At 38.3% G+C, this 18,485-nt stretch carries 16 protein-coding genes; 5 read left to right on the top strand and 11 right to left on the bottom strand.

Translation table 11 applies throughout. The features are described from left to right. Positions 1-76: 76 nt before the first annotated feature. The 5 genes from lpdA to ACNKXV_RS13005 all read right to left on the bottom strand — a co-directional run bounded on the left by lpdA (position 77) and on the right by ACNKXV_RS13005 (position 3,933). Positions 77-1,468 carry a dihydrolipoyl dehydrogenase gene (gene lpdA, locus ACNKXV_RS13025; RefSeq protein WP_417908179.1) on the bottom strand — a complete coding sequence of 464 codons (1,392 nt, stop codon included), beginning with the start codon at positions 1,466-1,468 and terminating at the stop codon, positions 77-79. Positions 1,469-1,609: 141 nt separating this feature from the next. After that, positions 1,610-2,134 carry a collagen-like protein gene (locus tag ACNKXV_RS13020; protein ID WP_417908178.1) on the bottom strand — a complete coding sequence of 175 codons (525 nt, stop codon included), beginning with the start codon at positions 2,132-2,134 and terminating at the stop codon, positions 1,610-1,612. Positions 2,135-2,149: 15 nt separating this feature from the next. Further along, a complete protein-coding gene (gene msrB, locus ACNKXV_RS13015) occupies positions 2,150-2,542 on the bottom strand; it encodes a peptide-methionine (R)-S-oxide reductase MsrB (RefSeq protein ID WP_417908177.1) in 393 nt (130 codons plus the stop codon). A gap of 1 nt (position 2,543) precedes the next feature. Beyond that, positions 2,544-3,035 (bottom strand): peptide-methionine (R)-S-oxide reductase MsrB, encoded by a 492-nt coding sequence (gene msrB, locus ACNKXV_RS13010; RefSeq protein ID WP_417908176.1) that lies wholly within the window; start codon positions 3,033-3,035, stop codon positions 2,544-2,546. Positions 3,036-3,060: 25 nt separating this feature from the next. Beyond that, positions 3,061-3,933, bottom strand: a complete 873-nt coding sequence (locus ACNKXV_RS13005; protein WP_417908175.1) for an alpha/beta fold hydrolase — start codon at positions 3,931-3,933, stop codon at positions 3,061-3,063. 189 nt (positions 3,934-4,122) lie between these two features. Here ACNKXV_RS13005 and ACNKXV_RS13000 point away from each other — a divergent pair, with 189 nt between their 5' ends. Next, positions 4,123-4,941 carry a M48 family metallopeptidase gene (locus ACNKXV_RS13000; protein WP_417908174.1) on the top strand — a complete coding sequence of 273 codons (819 nt, stop codon included), beginning with the start codon at positions 4,123-4,125 and terminating at the stop codon, positions 4,939-4,941. A 61-nt stretch (positions 4,942-5,002) separates the two neighbouring features. After that, positions 5,003-6,325, top strand: a complete 1,323-nt coding sequence (locus ACNKXV_RS12995; RefSeq protein ID WP_417908173.1) for an MFS transporter — start codon at positions 5,003-5,005, stop codon at positions 6,323-6,325. A 27-nt stretch (positions 6,326-6,352) separates the two neighbouring features. Here ACNKXV_RS12995 and ACNKXV_RS12990 read toward each other — a convergent pair whose 3' ends face one another. Genes ACNKXV_RS12990 through ACNKXV_RS12975 form a run of 4 tightly spaced genes read right to left on the bottom strand, consistent with a single transcriptional unit; the run spans position 6,353 to position 9,310 of the window. Continuing rightward, a complete protein-coding gene (locus tag ACNKXV_RS12990) occupies positions 6,353-7,075 on the bottom strand; it encodes a head GIN domain-containing protein (RefSeq protein ID WP_417908172.1) in 723 nt (240 codons plus the stop codon). Positions 7,076-7,100: 25 nt separating this feature from the next. Beyond that, complete coding sequence (locus ACNKXV_RS12985; protein WP_417908171.1) at positions 7,101-8,219, bottom strand: DUF4097 family beta strand repeat-containing protein; 1,119 nt, start codon at positions 8,217-8,219, stop codon at positions 7,101-7,103. Then, a complete protein-coding gene (locus ACNKXV_RS12980; protein WP_417908170.1) occupies positions 8,200-8,763 on the bottom strand; it encodes a DUF4179 domain-containing protein in 564 nt (187 codons plus the stop codon). The genes ACNKXV_RS12985 and ACNKXV_RS12980 overlap by 20 nt, the downstream gene beginning before the upstream one ends. After that, entirely contained in the window at positions 8,753-9,310 is a 558-nt protein-coding gene (locus ACNKXV_RS12975; RefSeq protein ID WP_417908169.1) for an RNA polymerase sigma factor, read from the bottom strand. Before ACNKXV_RS12975 ends, ACNKXV_RS12980 begins: the two co-directional genes overlap by 11 nt. A 210-nt stretch (positions 9,311-9,520) precedes the next feature. Between ACNKXV_RS12975 and lon the strand changes: the two genes are divergently transcribed. From lon to rpsA, 3 genes are all read left to right on the top strand, one after another. Beyond that, positions 9,521-11,971: an endopeptidase La gene (lon, locus tag ACNKXV_RS12970; protein ID WP_417908168.1), complete on the top strand. Its 2,451-nt coding sequence runs from the start codon at positions 9,521-9,523 to the stop codon at positions 11,969-11,971. An 84-nt stretch (positions 11,972-12,055) separates the two neighbouring features. Next, the gene (cmk, locus tag ACNKXV_RS12965) at positions 12,056-12,757 is read left to right on the top strand and encodes a (d)CMP kinase (RefSeq protein WP_417908167.1); all 702 of its coding nucleotides are present in this window, start codon (positions 12,056-12,058) and stop codon (positions 12,755-12,757) included. A gap of 203 nt (positions 12,758-12,960) precedes the next feature. After that, positions 12,961-14,808, top strand: coding sequence for a 30S ribosomal protein S1 (rpsA, locus tag ACNKXV_RS12960; protein WP_417908166.1), 1,848 nt, complete (start codon positions 12,961-12,963; stop codon positions 14,806-14,808). A gap of 221 nt (positions 14,809-15,029) precedes the next feature. Here rpsA and ACNKXV_RS12955 read toward each other — a convergent pair whose 3' ends face one another. Beyond that, a complete protein-coding gene (locus ACNKXV_RS12955) occupies positions 15,030-15,428 on the bottom strand; it encodes a response regulator (RefSeq protein WP_417908165.1) in 399 nt (132 codons plus the stop codon). Beyond that, entirely contained in the window at positions 15,415-18,462 is a 3,048-nt protein-coding gene (locus tag ACNKXV_RS12950) for a PAS domain-containing sensor histidine kinase (RefSeq protein WP_417908164.1), read from the bottom strand. Before ACNKXV_RS12950 ends, ACNKXV_RS12955 begins: the two co-directional genes overlap by 14 nt. Between the last annotated feature and the right edge of the window lie 23 nt (positions 18,463-18,485).

The following is an 18,485-nucleotide window of genomic DNA, read 5'->3' as shown; positions in this document are numbered from 1 at the left end:
ATTCAGAAGTAATAAAAATCCCGCACTCTATAGAATGCGGGATTTTTTATATTTCTAACGTCTAACGTCTAACGTCTTATAGGTGAATTACCTCATCATAAGCATCAGCCACGGCTTCCATTACCGCTTCACTCATAGTTGGGTGAGGATGAACTGCTTTTAATACTTCATGTCCTGTAGTTTCAAGTTTTCTACCTAATACCGCTTCTGCGATCATATCGGTCACTCCGGCACCAATCATATGGCATCCTAACCATTCGCCGTATTTGGCATCAAAGATCACTTTTACGAATCCGTCTTTTTTACCGGATGCACTCGCTTTTCCTGAAGCAGAGAACGGGAATTTTCCAACTTTAAGTTCGTAACCAGCTTCTTTAGCCTGCTTCTCAGTCATTCCAACTGAAGCAATTTCCGGTGAAGCATAAGTACAACCCGGGATATTTCCATAATCCAATGGCTCCACATTCATTCCCTTGATCTTTTCTACACAAAGGATCCCTTCCGCAGATGCAACATGAGCAAGAGCAGGACCATGAACAACATCTCCAATAGCGTAAACTCCGGAAACGTTTGTTTGATAAAAATCATTTACAACGATCTTATCTTTATCTGTTTTAATTCCAAGATCTTCAAGACCTATGTTTTCAATGTTTGTTTTGATTCCAACAGCAGAAAGTACGATATCGGCCTCAAGAGTTTCTTCTCCTTTTTTGGTTTTCACCTTAGCCTTTACTTTATCACCAGAATTCTCAACGCTTTCTACAGAAGAATTCGTCATTACCTTGATCCCAGCCTTTTTGATGCTTCTTTCAAATTGCTTTGAAACTTCTTCATCTTCCAATGGCACTACATTTGGTAAAAATTCAACCACAGTCACATCTGTTCCCATGGAGTTGTAGAAGTGAGCAAATTCAACTCCAATAGCTCCGGAACCAACCACGATCATAGATTTTGGCTGCTTCTCCAGCGTCATTGCTTCACGGTATCCAATCACAGTTTTACCATCCTGCTTAAGGTTAGGCAATTCTCTTGATCTGGCACCGGTAGCGATGATTATATTATCTGCCTGATATTCAGTTTTCTTATCCTTACTATCAGTTACCTCAACTTTTTTACCGGCTTTCAATTTTCCGAATCCTTCAATAACATCGATCTTGTTTTTCTTCATTAGGAATTGAACTCCTTTGCTCATTCCTTCAGCTACACCACGGCTTCTTTTGATCACAGCACCAAAATCCTTATCAGCATTTTCTACTTTAAGACCGTAATCTTCAGCATGTTTTAGATAGTCAAAAACTTCCGCACTTTTTAAAAGTGCCTTTGTAGGGATACAACCCCAGTTTAGACATACACCTCCAAGGCTTTCTTTCTCAACAATAGCAGTTTTAAAACCAAGCTGAGATGCACGAATAGCAGTTACGTATCCTCCCGGACCACTACCTAAAACTATAATATCATATTTACTCATATTCGGAATATTTTGATTCGGTTATTGAAGTTGCGAATTTAAGGAATTAAACCCTAAACTGAAAGCCGTAGATCTGGCTTGTTAATTGAAAAAAGCCCGACAGTTACTGACGGGCTTTATTTTTAAAATATTTAAAGTGACTTAGTGAATATTCACTTCCTGAATATCCAGTTCCTGAATATCGAAATTTGCTTTTAAATTTTCATAATTACTAAGATCTATTCCTGAGTTGGAAGCATAATCCACCGGTAAGACCACAATTTTAAAGATCTGGTCCTGAGTATATCTTGTTCCCAAAGTTCCCAGGTCTATGTTTCCCTGAAGGTAAATGTTCACGTCAAAATCGGTGTGATTGTAATTATACTGAAATTCACCGTCGCTAAAATAAATTGTTTGTGGGATCAGGCTCCATACATCTGTTCCATCATCTACTGCTTCAAGCCAGTAAACAAGTACAACGTCTGAATCCAAAACTTCTACGTTAGAAGGGAATTCTGCAAAGATGGAATAATCTGGTGCTATAAAATCAACCTCAACTTCAAAAGCCTGGCCTACAATATTTACACCATCTGCACCGGGAGGGCCCGGAGGTCCCTGTGGACCATCAGAGGAGCAGGAAGCAAATAATAAGCTGGTGATTGCTAAAAGAGATAATAGTTTTTTCATAATTTCTGAGTTTAGTTATTTTTTAAAATCTATACTAGCCGAGTTAACACAATACCTTTGACCGGTTTCTGTAGGTCCGTCATCAAAAACATGGCCAAGATGCCCGCCACAATTGGAACAAAGGATTTCTGTGCGAATCATTCCGAAGGTTCTGTCCTGCACATATTCCACTTTTCCTTCTATAGCTTCATCAAAACTGGGCCATCCGCAGCCGCTATCAAATTTGGAATTGCTATCGAATAACTTCTCGCCGCAGCCTGCACATTTATATTCACCCTGTTCAAAATGCATATTGTATTTTCCGGTATGAGGTGCTTCTGTTCCTTTTTGTCTAAGAATCCGGTATTGTTCGGGAGAAAGCTGTTCCTTCCATTCTTCCTCCGATTTTTCTAACTTGTAATTTTTCATTTTACTTCTTTTTTGGTACAAAATCCATGGCTACTCCATTTATACAATGCCTTTTTCCTGTGGTCTCCCGTGGCCCATCATTAAAAATGTGTCCAAGATGTCCACCACAGCGGGCACAATGTACTTCGTCTCGTTGAAAACCCAGTTTTGAATCGCTGCCAAATGCTACTCCGCCTTTTATTGCGCGGTCAAAACTTGGCCAGCCGGTTCCGCTTTCAAATTTATGTTTGTTTTCATAAAGTTCATTCCCACAGGCGGCACAAACAAAGGTGCCGGCTTCCTTGATATTTAAAAGCTCACTTGAATATGGTCTCTCGGTAGCTGCTTTTCGTAAAACCGCAAATTCTTCTGAAGTCAACTCAGCTTTCCATTGTGCTTCCGTTTTATTGATTTCAAAATTTTCTGAAGATTCCTTATTCTTTTTATCCTGAGCATTTCCATTACAACTAAAAAGAAGAGCAGTGCAAAAGGTTAGTATAAATAGCTTTTTCATAATTGCGTTTTTGATAAATTTACAATTATTGTGCCGCTATAAAATCTGTGATCCTGTTAATTACTTCTTTATTCCCTAAAATTCGTCGGTGCCCCAGACCTTTGGTAATTAAAAGTTCACTTTCCTGCAGTGTTTCGTGGATCTCATAGGCGCTATTAACTCTAACATCAACATCTTCTTCATCATGAACCACCAGGGTGGGAATTTGAACATCTTTAGCCGATTCAGCTCCGGAAAGTATATCCATATCTGCATTAAAATGATTGTCAAGATATTTTTTCATTTTTCGAGCAACTTTGTCGTTCATTTTCATGTTTTGCGCAAAATCCCGGGTAATTTCGGTTACCTTATTCGCGGTGCCTATAATGATAAGTTTTTTAGTGTTCAGCCCTTCTTTAATCGCTCTAAGGGACGCCATGCCTCCTAAAGAATGACCAATCACAGCATCAAAAGGGCCATAGTTATCATCGAGATGATGGACGGCTTCTATAAAAAATGGCATCATGCTCATTTTACCATCTGCTTTACCATGACCGGGAGCATCGAAACTTACACACGAATATCCCTGCTGTTTCAATGCCTGAGCTATTTTAGAAAGCTGTGTGCCTCGCCCGCTCCAACCGTGTACCAGCAATACTTTTTTTGAACCTTCTCCATATTGGTAAGTTACGATCTCTCTATTTATTTTTTTGACATATTCTTTTTTCTGAATTGAATTCCGGTCCATTTCCTTTTCCCGTTCCGGCAGGGCATATTTAAAAGGAGTGAGAAATAGCCTTGCTGCAAATCTGCTGGCAAGCCATGGGCTTACGATTGTTAGTAATTTAGAAATGGCCAGGATATAATTTGGTACAAGTAGGCGTTGTACCGGGGTATGGTCTTTTTTATTTTTAGTCATCTTTAAGAATGGGGCTTTGCTGATTCTGGTGATCTTTAAAAAATAATCTATCACTTGAAAGTCCCGAAATTACTGATAATTCTAAGAATGGTATTGTTTTTGAATCCTGTTTTTATTGTTAAATCATACTTAAACCAACAACGGCGAATATCCTGCTTTTGTACTTTTAAGTACCAAAAACCAATAACGATGAAATTTAGAAATACTTTTTTGTGGTTGAGTGTGCTTCTATTAGTAGTGGCCTGCAAAACCAATCCCTTTACCGGAGAGAAAAACTTAAATTTTGTATCCAACGATCAGCTTTTTCCGGCTTCCTTTGAGCAATATAATCAGTTTTTAAATGAAGCTGAAGTAGTGAAAGGAACTGAAGAAGCCCGAAAGGTTGAAAAATTAGGTAAGGATATAGTGGTAGCTGCAGAGCGTTATTTAAATGCTAACGGTTACCAGGGATTCATGAACGATTTTAAATGGGAATTCAATCTTGTAAAGGATGATCAGGCGAATGCGTTTGCCATGCCGGGAGGAAAAGTTGTAGTTTATACTGGTATTCTTGATGAAGCTAAAAACACTAACGGTCTGGCTACTATCATGGCGCACGAAATTGCCCATGCATTGGCAGATCATGGTGCTCAACGTATGAGTGCTGCACAATTGCAACAATTAGGAGCCGTTGCCGGTTCTGTTGCGGTAAGCGGAAGAAGCCAGCAAACTCAGCAAATTTTTGCTCAGGCTTATGGACTAGGGACCACGGTTGGTGTAATGTTACCATTTAGCCGTGGACATGAGGCCGAAGCAGACAGAATTGGTCTAACTATGATGGCAATTGCCGGATATGATCCGCGCGAAGCTCCGGAGTTATGGAAAAGAATGCAGGCAAATGGGGGACAGGCTCCACCTGAATTCCTAAGTACTCACCCTTCTACACAAACAAGGATTAATAATCTTACCAAATGGGCGCCAGAAGCTATTGAGGAAGCTAAGAAGTATGGAACTACAAGTTTTAAATAGTCAGTTTTAAAAAATAAATTGAAAAGCCACCCAATTCGGTGGCTTTTTCTATTTTTAGAGCATGAAGCATCTACCTAAAGGAAGTAAAAAGCTTATTCATGCATGGGCTTTTTACGATTGGGCAAATTCCGTTTACAGTCTTGTTATTTCGTCTGCCATCTTTCCAATTTTTTACGGAGCACTTACGATCATTAAAGATGAACAGGGAAACAAAATAAGTGATACCGTACGTTTTCTAGGTTTTGACCTTAATAACGACACTTTGATAAGCTATGTAACCGCGAGTGCCTTTCTAGTTGTAAGCTTTTTAAGTCCTTTCCTTTCGGGAATAGCAGATTATGTAGGTAATAAAAAGATGTTTCTTAAATTCTTCTGTTATCTGGGAGCCCTTTCGTGTATTGGGTTATTCTGGTTCGATCTTGACTTTCTGTGGTTCGGACTTTTATGTTATTTCTTCGCTTTAATAGGTTTCTGGTCAAGTCTGGTTTTTTATAATTCTTACCTGCCGGATATAGCATTTCCAGATCAACAGGATAAAGCAAGTGCCAAAGGATTTTCCCTGGGATATATAGGTAGCGTGATTCTCCTGGTAATCTGCTTGATTATGATCCTTAAATATGATTGGTTTGGATTTGAGGATGAGGGATTACCAACCCGCCTTTCTTTTGTTCTTACAGGAATTTGGTGGATTGCTTTTAGTCAGTATACTTATCATTATTTACCCAAAGGAAATAAAAAAGCAAGGCTTACTAAAAATGTTTTGTTCAATGGATTCAAAGAATTAAGGACCATCTGGGAAGCCATCAAAAAGACTAAAATTCTTAAAAGGTATTTACTGGCGTTTTTCGTTTACAGTATGGCAGTGCAAACTATTATGCTGATTGCTACATATTTTGGGATCGAAGAACTTGAGTGGGGGGATCAGGATCCTACTTTTGGACTGATCGTTAGTATATTATTGATCCAGCTGGTAGCCGTTGTTGGAGCTTTGTTAACCTCTCGGTTAGCCATTAAATATGGTGATGTAAAGATTCTAATAATGATCAATTTGATCTGGATCGCCATCTGTGGGTATGCTTATTTTATAACTACTCCCCAGCAATTCTATGTTGCAGCAGCATCGGTAGGACTGGTTATGGGAGGTATTCAATCTTTATCCCGTTCTACCTATTCCAAAATGATTCCTGAAGGTGCAAAGGATACTGCGAGTTATTTCAGTTTTTACGATGTAGCGGAAAAAATAGGGATTGTAATAGGAATGTCACTTTACGGGGTTGTAGCTCAACAAACCGGAAGCATCAGGAGTTCTATCTTATTCCTTGTTGTCTTTTTTATTGCCGGAGTTTTATTGTTAATGCGCGTCCCCAAAAAGATTGTTCCATAAAAAAACCTGCGCATGGCAGGTTAAATTTTAGAATGAAGTTACTTTCCCGGAACCATGAGTTTTGACATCAATTTTCTCCGGTTTACCCTTATAACGAATATCTCCGGAGCCGGATACAGATCCTTTTAATGATGAACCGGGATTAACTATAATATCACCAGATCCTGAAACCCTTGCATCCACAATGTCGGTACTTAGGTTCTGTGCATCAAAATCTCCACTTCCGGTTACCATACATTTAAATTTTTCAGCTTTACCACTGATTGAAATATCACCGGAACCGGTTATTTTTCCAGTTATTGTTTCAGCTTCCAATATGAGTTCCATATCACCCGAACCTGTGAGTTCGACATCCATATTTGAAGTGCTTAAAGTATTTTTTCCAAGGATCTTTCCGGAGCCGGTTAATGCAACTTCCCTTAATGTCTCTACAGGAACAGTTATAAGGATAGGTTTATTAGGATGAAGATTAATGCCTTTTTTGGTTGAGATATGTAATACATTATTTCTTACCTCAGTTTTAATAAATTCCTGCAAGTTGCTTTCTGCCTGAATTTCCAGTTTTCCAGCTGTACCACGAATTAATTCCACGTTTAAAGATCCTGCCAGGCGAACCCCCTCGTAACTGCTTACAGTTCGTTCATTGGTAACCAGATTCCCGTTTCCCTCAACTTTTTCTGTTTCCCATTGAGCGTTCATACAAGAGAACGTCATTAAAATGGTGGCGAATAGTAATATCGTTTTTTTCATAATATGGACTTTTTACAGCTTTCGGTTATTGTTTGATAAAATTTACATTTCCATAATTGGAAGAGATACTTATTTCCGCAGCGTTTCCAGACCCGTAGCTTCCGCTTACTTTATGAGTGGTGGTGCCTTTGTCATTCATCTTAACATTCAGATCTTCGGTTCCTCTAATGTTGCCATACGAGCTGTTAACATTAAAATTGAATGCAAGTTCTCTATCATACCCCAGTTTAATTCCGGCATAATCTGTATCGATGTCAATTCGGCTAACCCCTTTTACCAGCTTGTCGATTTTTAATGAACCATAATCAAGATTCAAATCTGCCACCTCAAAAATCCGGTTTATTCTGGTGGAGAGGTAATCCCCATTCCCTTCAAGAATCTTTACTTTTCCAATTTCGATACTGCCATAATCACAATTAAATTCCAGACGTTCCACTTTGGAAATTCTTGAGTTGGAGTAGTCAGCGTTAATATTCAGTTTTTTGGCCTCTTCGACCTCATAATCAGAATAATCGGCATCAATTGTAGCCTGAGTAATATACCCAATTTTACTGTTACGGGTATAATCAAAGCTTAGTTCATTATACTTTCCCCTTAATTCTCCAATGTCAAGCTTCCCATAGTCACAGCTGATTTTCGTGTTTCCGGTGGTTTTATCAAGGTAGATACCGCCATAATCATTATCAAGATCAAGGTTATTCCCTACAGGAACCCGAACTATATAATTGATCTCCATATTTACATTGTTGGAGCTGTCAAAAATATTTTTCCACCAGGCTCTCTCTTCTCTGTTAAATTGGGTTTTCGCACTCACCCCGGAGGCGGACTGATTAAAATCTATGTGTATATCCCTAAGTTTTTCTTCCACATTTTCAAGGTTATCCCCATTTGTGGTAATTATAACTTCTATAACAACCCTGTTTTCTTCCCAGCTAGTAATATCAATGTTTCCGTAGCTGTTGTTGATCTTTAAGTTAGATCTTTCGCTTACTTTAAACTCTTTTTGAATTTTTTTCTTGCGGGTATGTTTTCCTCTGTAATCTTCTGAGTGATATATTGAGTGGTCTTTTGGTACCGCGTCCCAGTTATAATTAACAGGGGCCAGGACCGCAAATATTAACAAACTAGATAATATTGTTTTCATGACTTTTATTTTTGAGTGATTTAATATTTTCGATTTGGGTGAGAACGCTGTTTAAAAGGTCTATACGTTGCTGGAAATTCTGAATCATGGCATGGATAACCCGATTATCGTTTCCACTTGTTTTGAGGTTTTTTTTCAGTTTGGCGTAATCCTTTTCCAGAAGTGAAAGCTGGGTTAAGGCATCATCGATAATTTTTTGTGTTTCCGGAGAACTTTCATTTTGCAGGGAGTTCAATTCTTTTTCGATCAATCCTGAATAAAATTCCTGAGTTTTTTTCATTTCAGGAGAAATGCTGGCAAGATCGGTATGATTCTCTGCGTTAGAATTTACAAGCTCACCAACCAGGAAAAATGCGATCAAAAGGCTGGCGGCTACAGAGGAAATTTTGAGCCATAACCGGCGTACTTTCCCTTTTTGCTGTGTCCCCGGAGTTTCTTTCTGAGCATTCAGTTTTTGTAAAAACCTTTCTCTATGCTGAGGTGTAGGTTCCTTTACATTGAAATCGAGTTCTTTAAAAATTTTATCTAAATCTTTATTTTCCATAATATTCCAGTTTTTTTCGAAGGGCTTCTTTTGCACGGGAGATCATGGTGCGGCAATTCGCATAGGAAATATTCATGATCTCACAAATCTCTTCATAATCATAACCTTCAATTAAAAAAAGGGTTAATCCAAGTCGGTAATTTTCCTTTAGCAATTTGATCTGATCAAGGATTAATCTTGCTTTTTCATTATTTTGCTCCTTATCACCCCAGTTAATACCCTGATCGGGACGATTTTCCAGTCCGCCATTATAGTTTACCTCTCCGAGTTTCTTTCTTTTTTTACTTGCATTGATACTCTCATTGACCACAATTCTTTTTAACCAGGCGCCAAAGGTTGAGGTTTCTCTAAAACTATCAATCCTGGTAAAAGCTCTTAAAAAAGCTTCCTGCATGATATCTTCAGCTTCAGCAGAATGACCGGTAATTCTATAAGCAGTGTTATACATTGCTTTATAATAGCGGTCATAGATCTCCATCTGAGCTTGTTGATTGCCTTGCCGGCAGCCTTCTACCAGATCCCCGATATGTGTGATGGTTGGTGTCAATTAAATCCTGGTTTCTATTCTAAAGATGGAGGTTAAAATGAATTGTTACACTTTTCAATAAAAATTTTCAGAAGAAGCGTGGCATAGGAATTGAATAATTGATAATGAAAATCTGAAAATCATATTAAAAGCCCTGTAATACGGGTTTTTAGATAACTTTACCAAATTAAGTAAATTTTAAATTGGTGACAGTTTGACTTAAATAAAATTATGGCGAAAACAAAGTTTACTAATATTGACAGTTTGTCATTCCAGGGGATTGATGAAGATGCAGAATTGATCCCGTTGATGACTCCTGAAGATGAAGAGGAAATCAATAAGGAAAATTTACCCGAAACCCTGCCTATTCTTCCCTTGCGAAATACCGTGTTGTTCCCGGGTGTTGTTATTCCAATAACCGCCGGAAGAGATGCTTCTATTAAATTGATTAATGAGGCCAACAATGGTAGTAAGATCATTGGGGTAGTTTCGCAAAAGGATGAAGAAGTTGAGAATCCAACGGCGAAGGATATCAATAAAATTGGAGTTGTAGCGCGTATTCTAAGGGTTTTAAAAATGCCTGATGGAAATACTACCGTGATCATCCAGGGTAAAAAGCGATTCCAGATCACCGAGGTTGTTACAGAACAGCCTTATATGAATGCGACTATTACCGAGGTGCCGGATAATAAGCCTGAACAAGGAAATGCTGAATTTTCAGCAATTATTGAATCGATCAAAGATCTTGCTTTGCAGATTATCAAAGGGAGTCCAAATATCCCTTCTGAAGCTTCTTTTGCAATCAAAAATATTGAAAGTGATTCTTTCCTTATCAATTTCGTTTCTTCCAACATGAGTCTAACTGTGGAGGAGAAGCAGAAATTGCTGGAAATGAACGACCTTAAGGAAAGAGCTTTGGCTACCTTAAAACATATGAATACCGAGAACCAGAAACTTGAATTGAAAAATGATATTCAAAGTAAGGTTCAGAGTGATATGAGTCAGCAACAGCGTGAATATTTCCTTCATCAACAAATGAAAACCATTCAGGAAGAACTTGGTGGTGTTTCTCATGAAGGGGAGATCGTTGAAATGCGTGACCGGGCGAAAGATAAAAAGTGGAACGAGGACGTGCAGGAGCATTTTGAAAAAGAGCTTTCAAAAATGCAGCGTATGAACCCGCAGGTTGCCGAATATTCTATTCAAAGAAACTATTTGGACCTGTTCCTTGATCTTCCATGGAACGAGTTCAGTAAAGATAAATTCGACCTTAAGCGCGCAAAGAGAATTCTGGATCGTGATCACTATGGTCTGGATGATGTAAAAAGAAGGATCATTGAATATCTGGCGGTACTGAAGCTTAGAAATGATATGAAGTCTCCTATTCTTTGTTTATACGGACCTCCCGGAGTTGGAAAAACTTCTTTAGGAAGATCTGTTGCAGAAGCATTGGGAAGAGAATATGTACGTATTTCACTTGGGGGATTAAGAGATGAGGCTGAGATTCGAGGTCACAGAAAAACCTATATTGGTGCTATGCCGGGTAGGATCATTCAAAGTCTTAAGAAAGCAGGAACCAGTAACCCGGTTTTTGTTCTGGACGAAATTGATAAATTGAGCATGGGGAATGCAGGAGACCCTTCTTCGGCATTGCTTGAAGTTCTGGATCCGGAACAAAATTCTGAATTCCATGATAACTTCCTGGAAATGGGATTTGACCTTTCTAAGGTAATGTTCATTGCTACCTGTAACTCTTTAAGTACTATTCAACCGGCATTAAGAGATCGTATGGAAATCATTAATGTGACCGGTTACACTATTGAGGAAAAAGTACAGATCGCTAAAAGACACCTGCTGCCAAAACAATTGGAAGAACACGGGCTGAATACGGATCACCTTAAAATAGGAAAGAAACAGCTTGAAAAGATCGTGGAAGGATATACCCGGGAGTCCGGAGTGCGTTCCTTAGAGAAGCAGATCGCGAAAGTTGTAAGGTATGCAGCTAAGAATATAGCCATGGAAGAGGAGTATAATATCAAAGTTTCAGACGAAGATATTATTGAGATCCTTGGTAGCCCTAAAATGGAGCGTGACAAATATGAAAATAATGATGTGGCCGGAGTAGTTACAGGTCTTGCCTGGACCAGTGTTGGTGGTGATATTTTGTTTATTGAGTCTATTCTCTCAAAAGGAAAAGGAAATCTTAGCATAACCGGTAACCTTGGAAAAGTAATGAAGGAATCTGCTACTATTGCTATGGAGTATATCAAAGCAAATGCAGAAGAACTGGGTATAGATCCTACAGTATTTGAAAAGTACAATGTACATATTCATGTTCCGGAAGGTGCTACACCTAAAGATGGACCAAGTGCAGGAATTACCATGTTAACCTCCCTGGTTTCACTTTTCTGTCAAAAGAAAGTGAAGAAACATATCGCCATGACGGGGGAGATCACTTTAAGAGGAAAAGTTCTTCCGGTAGGAGGGATCAAAGAGAAGATCCTTGCTGCTAAAAGGGCCAGAATCAAAGAGATCATTTTATGTGAAGAGAATAAAAGAGATATAGAAGAGATCAAAGAAGAATATGTAAAAGGTTTGACATTCCATTATGTGCGGGAAATGAGCGATGTAATAGGAATCGCCATCACAGATGAAAATGTGAAAAATGCCAAAACTTTATAAGATAAGCCCCGAAAGGGGCTTTTTTGATTTTTGGATGGAAATGCCTGTTTAAAAATTTACCTTTGCACTTCTAATTACGATTTAATGGAAAAAAAGATTACGATAGCTATAGATGGATTTTCTTCAACCGGAAAAAGTACAGTGGCTAAAGGACTGGCTAAAAAGCTGGGATATGTGTATGTAGATACCGGAGCGATGTATAGAGCGGTTACTTTATATATGATGCGGAAGCTATTTGTTACCGAAACCAATTTCAATAAAGAATCTATCATTAGACATTTGCCATTCGTAAGTCTAAGGTTTAAGTATAATGAGGAAAAAGGTTTTGCAGAGATCTATCTGAATAACGAAAACGTTGAAAAAGAGATCCGTTATCTGGAAGTGTCTCAACAGGTAAGTAAAGTTTCCACAATTTCTGAAGTTCGTAAGATGTTGGTGAAGCAGCAGCAGGAGATGGGGAAAGAAAAAGGAGTGGTAATGGATGGTCGTGATATAGGTACCGTAGTATTCCCTAATGCCGAATTAAAACTTTTTATGACCGCTTCTACAGAGAAACGTGCTCAAAGAAGGTATGATGAACTTGTGGAAAGGGGAGATGAGGTAGAGTTTGAAGATGTGCTCAAAAATGTAAAGGACAGGGATTATATGGACTCTACCAGAGATGATTCCCCGCTTATCAAAGCAGATGATGCTATTGAAATTGATAATTCAGATATGAATCTTGAGGAACAATTTGATAAAATTCTGAAGATAGTAAATGATAAAATTGAGGCTGTGAATTCGTAAATTTTCACCCTTTAAATTATACTCCGCAATTAATTTGATTATTAGTTGCGGATTTTTTATTTCTTACGTATTTTTGCACTCCTTTTTGGCAATATATCGGAAATCCAAAAGGGATTGAAAATCAAAACTATAAACAACTTCTGTAGTATCTGTTTTGCTGAAAGATTTCCGGAGAAACTCAGAATACAAATTATAAGTCAGTAATGGCTGAAGAAAACACAAACAAAGAAAATCAGGATCTTGAAGTACAGGAAGTAGCTGGAATGGCTACTCAGTCTCAACCTGAAGTTGAAAAACAACAGGAAAATCCTGAGAAATTCCTTAAAGAATTTAACTGGCACAATTACGAAGAAGGAATCGATCCTATCGACGATGAGAAGCTGGAAGAATTTGAAAAGCTAGTTGAAGAAAATTTCGTTGACACTTTAGATGACGAAGTTGTAACAGGAAAAGTAATAAATATTACAGATCGTGATGCAATTATCGATATTAACGCAAAGAGTGAAGGTGTAATTTCCCTTAACGAATTTCGTTACAACCCAGACCTTAAAGAAGGTGATGAGGTTGAAGTATTAATCGATGTTCGCGAAGATTCTACAGGACAATTGATCCTTTCTCACCGTAAGGCGAGAGTTATCAAGGCTTGGGAACGAGTGAACAAAGCTCACGATGAGAGCCTTGTAGTAAACGGATTTATCAAATGCCGTACTAAAGGTGGTATGATCGTAGACGTATTTGGTATCGAAGCTTTCTTACCTGGATCACAAATTGATGTGAAGCCAATTAGAGATTACGATGCTTACGTTGGAAAGAACATGGAATTCAAAGTGGTTAAAATTAACCATGAATTCAAAAACGTTGTTGTTTCTCACAAAGCGCTTATCGAAGCAGATATCGAAGAACAGAAGAAAGAGATCATCGGTCAGCTTGAAAAAGGTCAGGTACTTGAAGGTACTGTTAAGAACATTACATCTTACGGTGTATTTGTTGATCTTGGAGGCGTTGATGGACTTGTTCACATCACAGATCTTAGCTGGTCAAGAATCAACCATCCAAATGAGATCGTTGAACTAGATCAAAAACTTAACGTAGTAATCCTTGATTTTGATGAGTCTAAATCAAGAATCCAGTTAGGTCTTAAGCAGCTTAGCCAGCACCCATGGGATGCACTTGACGAAAACCTAAAGGTTGGTGACAACGTAAAAGGTAAAGTTGTTGTAATCGCAGATTACGGTGCATTTATCGAAGTTGCTGAAGGTGTTGAAGGACTTATCCACGTTTCAGAAATGTCTTGGAGCACGCACTTGCGTTCAGCTCAGGATTTCGTAAATGTTGGTGATGAGGTTGAAGCTCAGATCCTTACTTTAGATAGAGAAGACAGAAAAATGTCTCTTGGTATCAAGCAATTGAGCCAGGATCCATGGACTGATATCACTACTAAGTACCCTGTAGGTTCAAGACATAAAGGTATCGTTCGTAACTTCACAAACTTTGGTGTATTCGTAGAGCTTGAAGAAGGAATCGACGGTCTTATCTATATCTCTGATCTTTCATGGACTAAGAAGATCAAGCACCCATCAGAATTTACTAACGTAGGTGATGAGCTTGAAGTTGTAGTTCTTGAACTTGATGTTGAAGGAAGAAAACTTAGTCTTGGTCACAAGCAGATCGAGGATAACCCTTGGGATAAATACGAAGATGACTACGGAGTTGGAACTAAGCACACTGCAGCGATCACAGAGATCGTAGACAAAGGTGCTACTATCGACTTCAACGAAGATATCACTGCATTTGTTCCACAGAGACATCTTGAAAAAGAAGACGGAAGCAAATTGAAAAAAGGTGAAGAGGCAGAATTCCAGATCATTGAATTCAACAAAGAATTCAAGAGAGTGGTAGCTTCTCACATGGCAATTCACAAAGAAGAAGAGCAAAAAATTGTTAAGCAGGCAGCTAAGAAAGCAGCAGCTTCAAACAACGACAAAACCACTATTGGTGATGTTAATGCTGATCTTCAAGCGTTGAAAGACAAAATGGAAGGGAAAGAGTAATCTAACCTGATATTTATAAAGCAAAACCTCCTTAGGCAACTAAGGAGGTTTTTTTATGTCTTGTATTAATGGTTTCCTTTAAAGGTTAGGTTCTGTTTAGAAGGGGGGGTATTAAAGAAAATCCATTCGGAATTCTCCTTGTGATCAGGTTTATAATAGGGTATAAAAAAACCTCCTGAAGTTATTCAGAAGGTTTTTAATTAATGTATTTCAAATTTCAGTTAAGAGCCTGAGGATACAATTTGATGAAGCTTTTCAGAACTTATAGGCTTTATAAGATAGTTACTTATTTTATCGTAATCTTTAGCTCTTTCAATGTCATGAGGATCTATAGAAGAGGTTACGATATATATGGTGATCTCTTTTTGAGAAGGAATTTTAATGAACTCATCCAGGAATTCCCAGCCATCCATTATAGGCATATTTAAATCCAGAAGGATAACATCCGGCAATGCTGTTCCATTGGATTCTATGATGGGTTTAAGTTTGTCCAGGGCTTCCTCACCATTGTGAAATACCATGAAACTGTTGCAAAAATTGGCCAGCTTCATGATTTTTTTAGTCCCGAAAACAAATATCGGGTCATCATCAATTATACAGGCGATATCAATTTTTTTCATACTTCTTTAATGTTATAATAAATTTTGTTCCTTCGTCAACTTCACTTTGTACCTCAATTTTCCCTCCCATTGCTTCAATTTGATTCTTGGTAATGAATAATCCAATCCCTCTGGAATCCTTGTTGTTATGAAAGGTTTTATACATCCCGAATAGCTTTTGCCTGTGCCTGGCGAGGTCTATTCCCAATCCATTATCCTCAATTATTAACTGAACGAACTTCTTTTTTTGTTTGATGGTAAATCTTAAAAAGCTTTCCCGTTCCGGAGAGCGGTATTTGATACCATTCGTAGTGAAATTAAGGAGAATACTATCCATATAGGCCTTAATTCCATGAATCTCACAATCTTTTGGCACCTCATTGTAGATGGTTAAATCTGCATCATTAATCAATGCGCCTACAGAATTAATTGCTTTTTCAATTTCGGTATATAAAGGGATGGGTGAAAAGCTATCACTTTCGTTTGTGTTAATAACGGTTACCTCATTTAAATGATCAATGGTTTCTTTTAAATTACTGGAAGCCTTATATAGCATTTTTATTATCTGATCATCTTTTTGGTCTTCATGATCTTCAACATAAAGGTCAAGTAACATTCCTAAGTTTCCGGAATGAGACCTTAAATTGTGAGAAACGATATGAGCAAAGTTCTTTAAACGGGCATTTTGATCATTCGTAAGTTTTAGAATATTGGTAAGGTCCCGCTGCGCTGTTTTTAAATCTGAAATATCTGTAGCAACGCCTAAATATCCTATAATCTCATCACCGTCTGAAATTGCTGTAATGGTTAACTGCACCGGGAAAACTGTCCCATTCTTCCGTTTATATGTCCATTCTCTGGTATCGTAAGATTTTTTTTGAGCCAGGGCCATAAATAAAGCAGTACCCTCATGACGTTCACCGTAGGTCTTTTCAAATTTTTTGGAAAGAGCGTCTATTTCCTGCTTGGAGTGAATAATACTTGGCGTTTGCTTTCCAATCATCTCCTCTTTGGAATATCCAAGAAGGTTTTCAGCTCCTTTGTTGAATGCAGTAATAATTCCGGAGTTGTTAATACTTATAATACTTACCTGAGTACTGGCTTCAAGCAATCCTTCAATTTGAATTAGTGCTTTGTTTAATTTTTCTTCAGCAATCTTCTGTTTGGTAATATCTGTAATCTGAGATATAAAGTACAACGGATTCTTGTCTTCGTCTCGCACCAGAGAGACAGCAAGGTGAATATAAACCACCATGCCATTCCTATGGAAATATCGTTTGTCCATATGGTAATGGTCTCTTTCACCATTTACCAGTTCCTCGAGTAATTTTACATCAAGATCAAGATCATCGGGATGGGTGATGTCATGAAAAGTAAGATTCAATAATTCTTTAGGAGTATATCCTACAATTTCGCATACCCGGTTATTAACTTTGATCCATTTCCCGGTTGGATCCAGAATAGCCATTCCAATGGCGGCATGTTCAAAGCTTCCTCTAAAGGCCTCTTCACTAATTTGCAATTTCTTTTCTGCAGCCACTCTTTCGGTAATATCGTGCATGGCAATTACAGCCCCACTAATATTGCCATTTTCATCAAAAAGTTGGGACCCGTTTACCGAGGCTTTAATTTCTTTCCCATGATTAGGTTTTATAAGGATTTCCTCGTTCTGTATATGGCCATTTTGAAGTGCTTTAAGTAAAGGTATTTCTGAAGTCTCCAATTGGTGCGAACCATCGATGGAGTATAACCCGTAATATTCAGAAAGTTTATCCTGCGGAATATGTTGAGCGGGGAGGCCATGCCAGTCTTTTGTAGCTTTATTGAATAAAGTTAATTTTCCGTCCTTGTCACAGGCAATAATACCCACGTCTATACTATCCAGTACTGTTTCCATCAACTGCTGTTTCCGGAAATTCTCCTGTTCTGCGATTTTCAGTTTGGTGATATCTGCCGTGAAAATTATTACCCCTCCTATTTCCTTTTCTGAGGTATACCACGGCTTTACTTCCCAGCTCATCCACTGTTCGGTTCCATCTTCCCAAATGTAGCAATCCTCAGCTTCTTTATGTGCTTCTCCATTTAGGCACCGCCGGTGTATTTCTTTCCATTCTTCAGAAATATTTGGAAACAAATCATAATGTCTTCTACCTTCGAGCTCAATATCGGCAATGTTATAATCGTTTTTCCATTGTTGAGAAGCTGCGATATATTGCATCTCCTTATCAAACATCGCTATAGCACTGGGAGCCTGATCTATGAATAGTTTTTTGATTTCAAGCCGGTTCTTTTCTTCGGTAATATCTACATGGAAACCGGTCATCCACTCTGGTTCACCATTTTCTGTCCAGCTTACTACTTTGCCCTTATCTCTAACCCAGATCCAGTGACCTTTTTTATGCCGTACTCTGGCATCGGTTTGGTAATAGTCGGTTCTGCCTTTAAAGTGCTCCTGTAAAGCTTGATTGCATTTTTCCTCATCTTCAGGGTGAGAAATCAATTTCCAGGTTTCTACTGAAGTTGGTTCCAGTTCTTCCAGTTTATATCCTATAACCTCGGCCCACTGCGTGTTAAAAATAGTCTCGCCGGTTTGAACATTCCACTGCCAGGTTCCAAGTTCAGTTCCTTCAATGATCTTCTTGTATCTGTTTATTTTACGTAATAGATTTATCTTTACTTCAGGTAAAGGATCTATTTGTGAAAATGCATAAATAAGTAGGGGGGAACCGTTAAGTTCGACCTTTAAAACTTCACTATTTAATAGAAGACTAAAGCCTTGTTTATGCTTTAGATGAATTTGGTATTTTCCTTTCTTCAGATTGGTAAGAAACTCAATATTCTCAATTTCGAGGAATTTTTCTGCATCAACCTCTTTCTCAAAATTATTTGCTTTGTAACCAAGTACTGTCCTGATCTTTGGATTTAACCAGATCTTATTGGGTGTTTCCGGGTTTAGTAGCATAAAGCCATCCAGGGCTTTTTTCTGGGTAAACTCAAAAACTTGCTGATCATCCCGGACGATCGAGAAAAGTTTATCCATAATACTTTTTGTCATTCGGTAGGTTTGGTGGTTGGCTG

The sequence above is a fragment of the Christiangramia aquimixticola genome, assembly GCF_048285835.1.
In the GTDB taxonomy this organism is placed as follows: domain Bacteria; phylum Bacteroidota; class Bacteroidia; order Flavobacteriales; family Flavobacteriaceae; genus Christiangramia; species Christiangramia aquimixticola.
This window is presented reverse-complemented; position numbering and strand designations above follow the sequence as displayed.

Coding starts and splice junctions, on each gene's coding strand:
- lpdA (WP_417908179.1), bottom strand. CDS start 1,468: ATGAGTAAATATGATATTATAGTTTTAGGTAGTGGTCCGGGAGGATAC.
- ACNKXV_RS13020 (WP_417908178.1), bottom strand. CDS start 2,134: ATGAAAAAACTATTATCTCTTTTAGCAATCACCAGCTTATTATTTGCT.
- msrB (WP_417908177.1), bottom strand. CDS start 2,542: ATGAAAAATTACAAGTTAGAAAAATCGGAGGAAGAATGGAAGGAACAG.
- msrB (WP_417908176.1), bottom strand. CDS start 3,035: ATGAAAAAGCTATTTATACTAACCTTTTGCACTGCTCTTCTTTTTAGT.
- ACNKXV_RS13005 (WP_417908175.1), bottom strand. CDS start 3,933: ATGACTAAAAATAAAAAAGACCATACCCCGGTACAACGCCTACTTGTA.
- ACNKXV_RS13000 (WP_417908174.1), top strand. CDS start 4,123: ATGAAATTTAGAAATACTTTTTTGTGGTTGAGTGTGCTTCTATTAGTA.
- ACNKXV_RS12995 (WP_417908173.1), top strand. CDS start 5,003: ATGAAGCATCTACCTAAAGGAAGTAAAAAGCTTATTCATGCATGGGCT.
- ACNKXV_RS12990 (WP_417908172.1), bottom strand. CDS start 7,075: ATGAAAAAAACGATATTACTATTCGCCACCATTTTAATGACGTTCTCT.
- ACNKXV_RS12985 (WP_417908171.1), bottom strand. CDS start 8,219: ATGAAAACAATATTATCTAGTTTGTTAATATTTGCGGTCCTGGCCCCT.
- ACNKXV_RS12980 (WP_417908170.1), bottom strand. CDS start 8,763: ATGGAAAATAAAGATTTAGATAAAATTTTTAAAGAACTCGATTTCAAT.
- lon (WP_417908168.1), top strand. CDS start 9,521: ATGGCGAAAACAAAGTTTACTAATATTGACAGTTTGTCATTCCAGGGG.
- cmk (WP_417908167.1), top strand. CDS start 12,056: ATGGAAAAAAAGATTACGATAGCTATAGATGGATTTTCTTCAACCGGA.
- rpsA (WP_417908166.1), top strand. CDS start 12,961: ATGGCTGAAGAAAACACAAACAAAGAAAATCAGGATCTTGAAGTACAG.
- ACNKXV_RS12955 (WP_417908165.1), bottom strand. CDS start 15,428: ATGAAAAAAATTGATATCGCCTGTATAATTGATGATGACCCGATATTT.
- ACNKXV_RS12950 (WP_417908164.1), bottom strand. CDS start 18,462: ATGACAAAAAGTATTATGGATAAACTTTTCTCGATCGTCCGGGATGAT.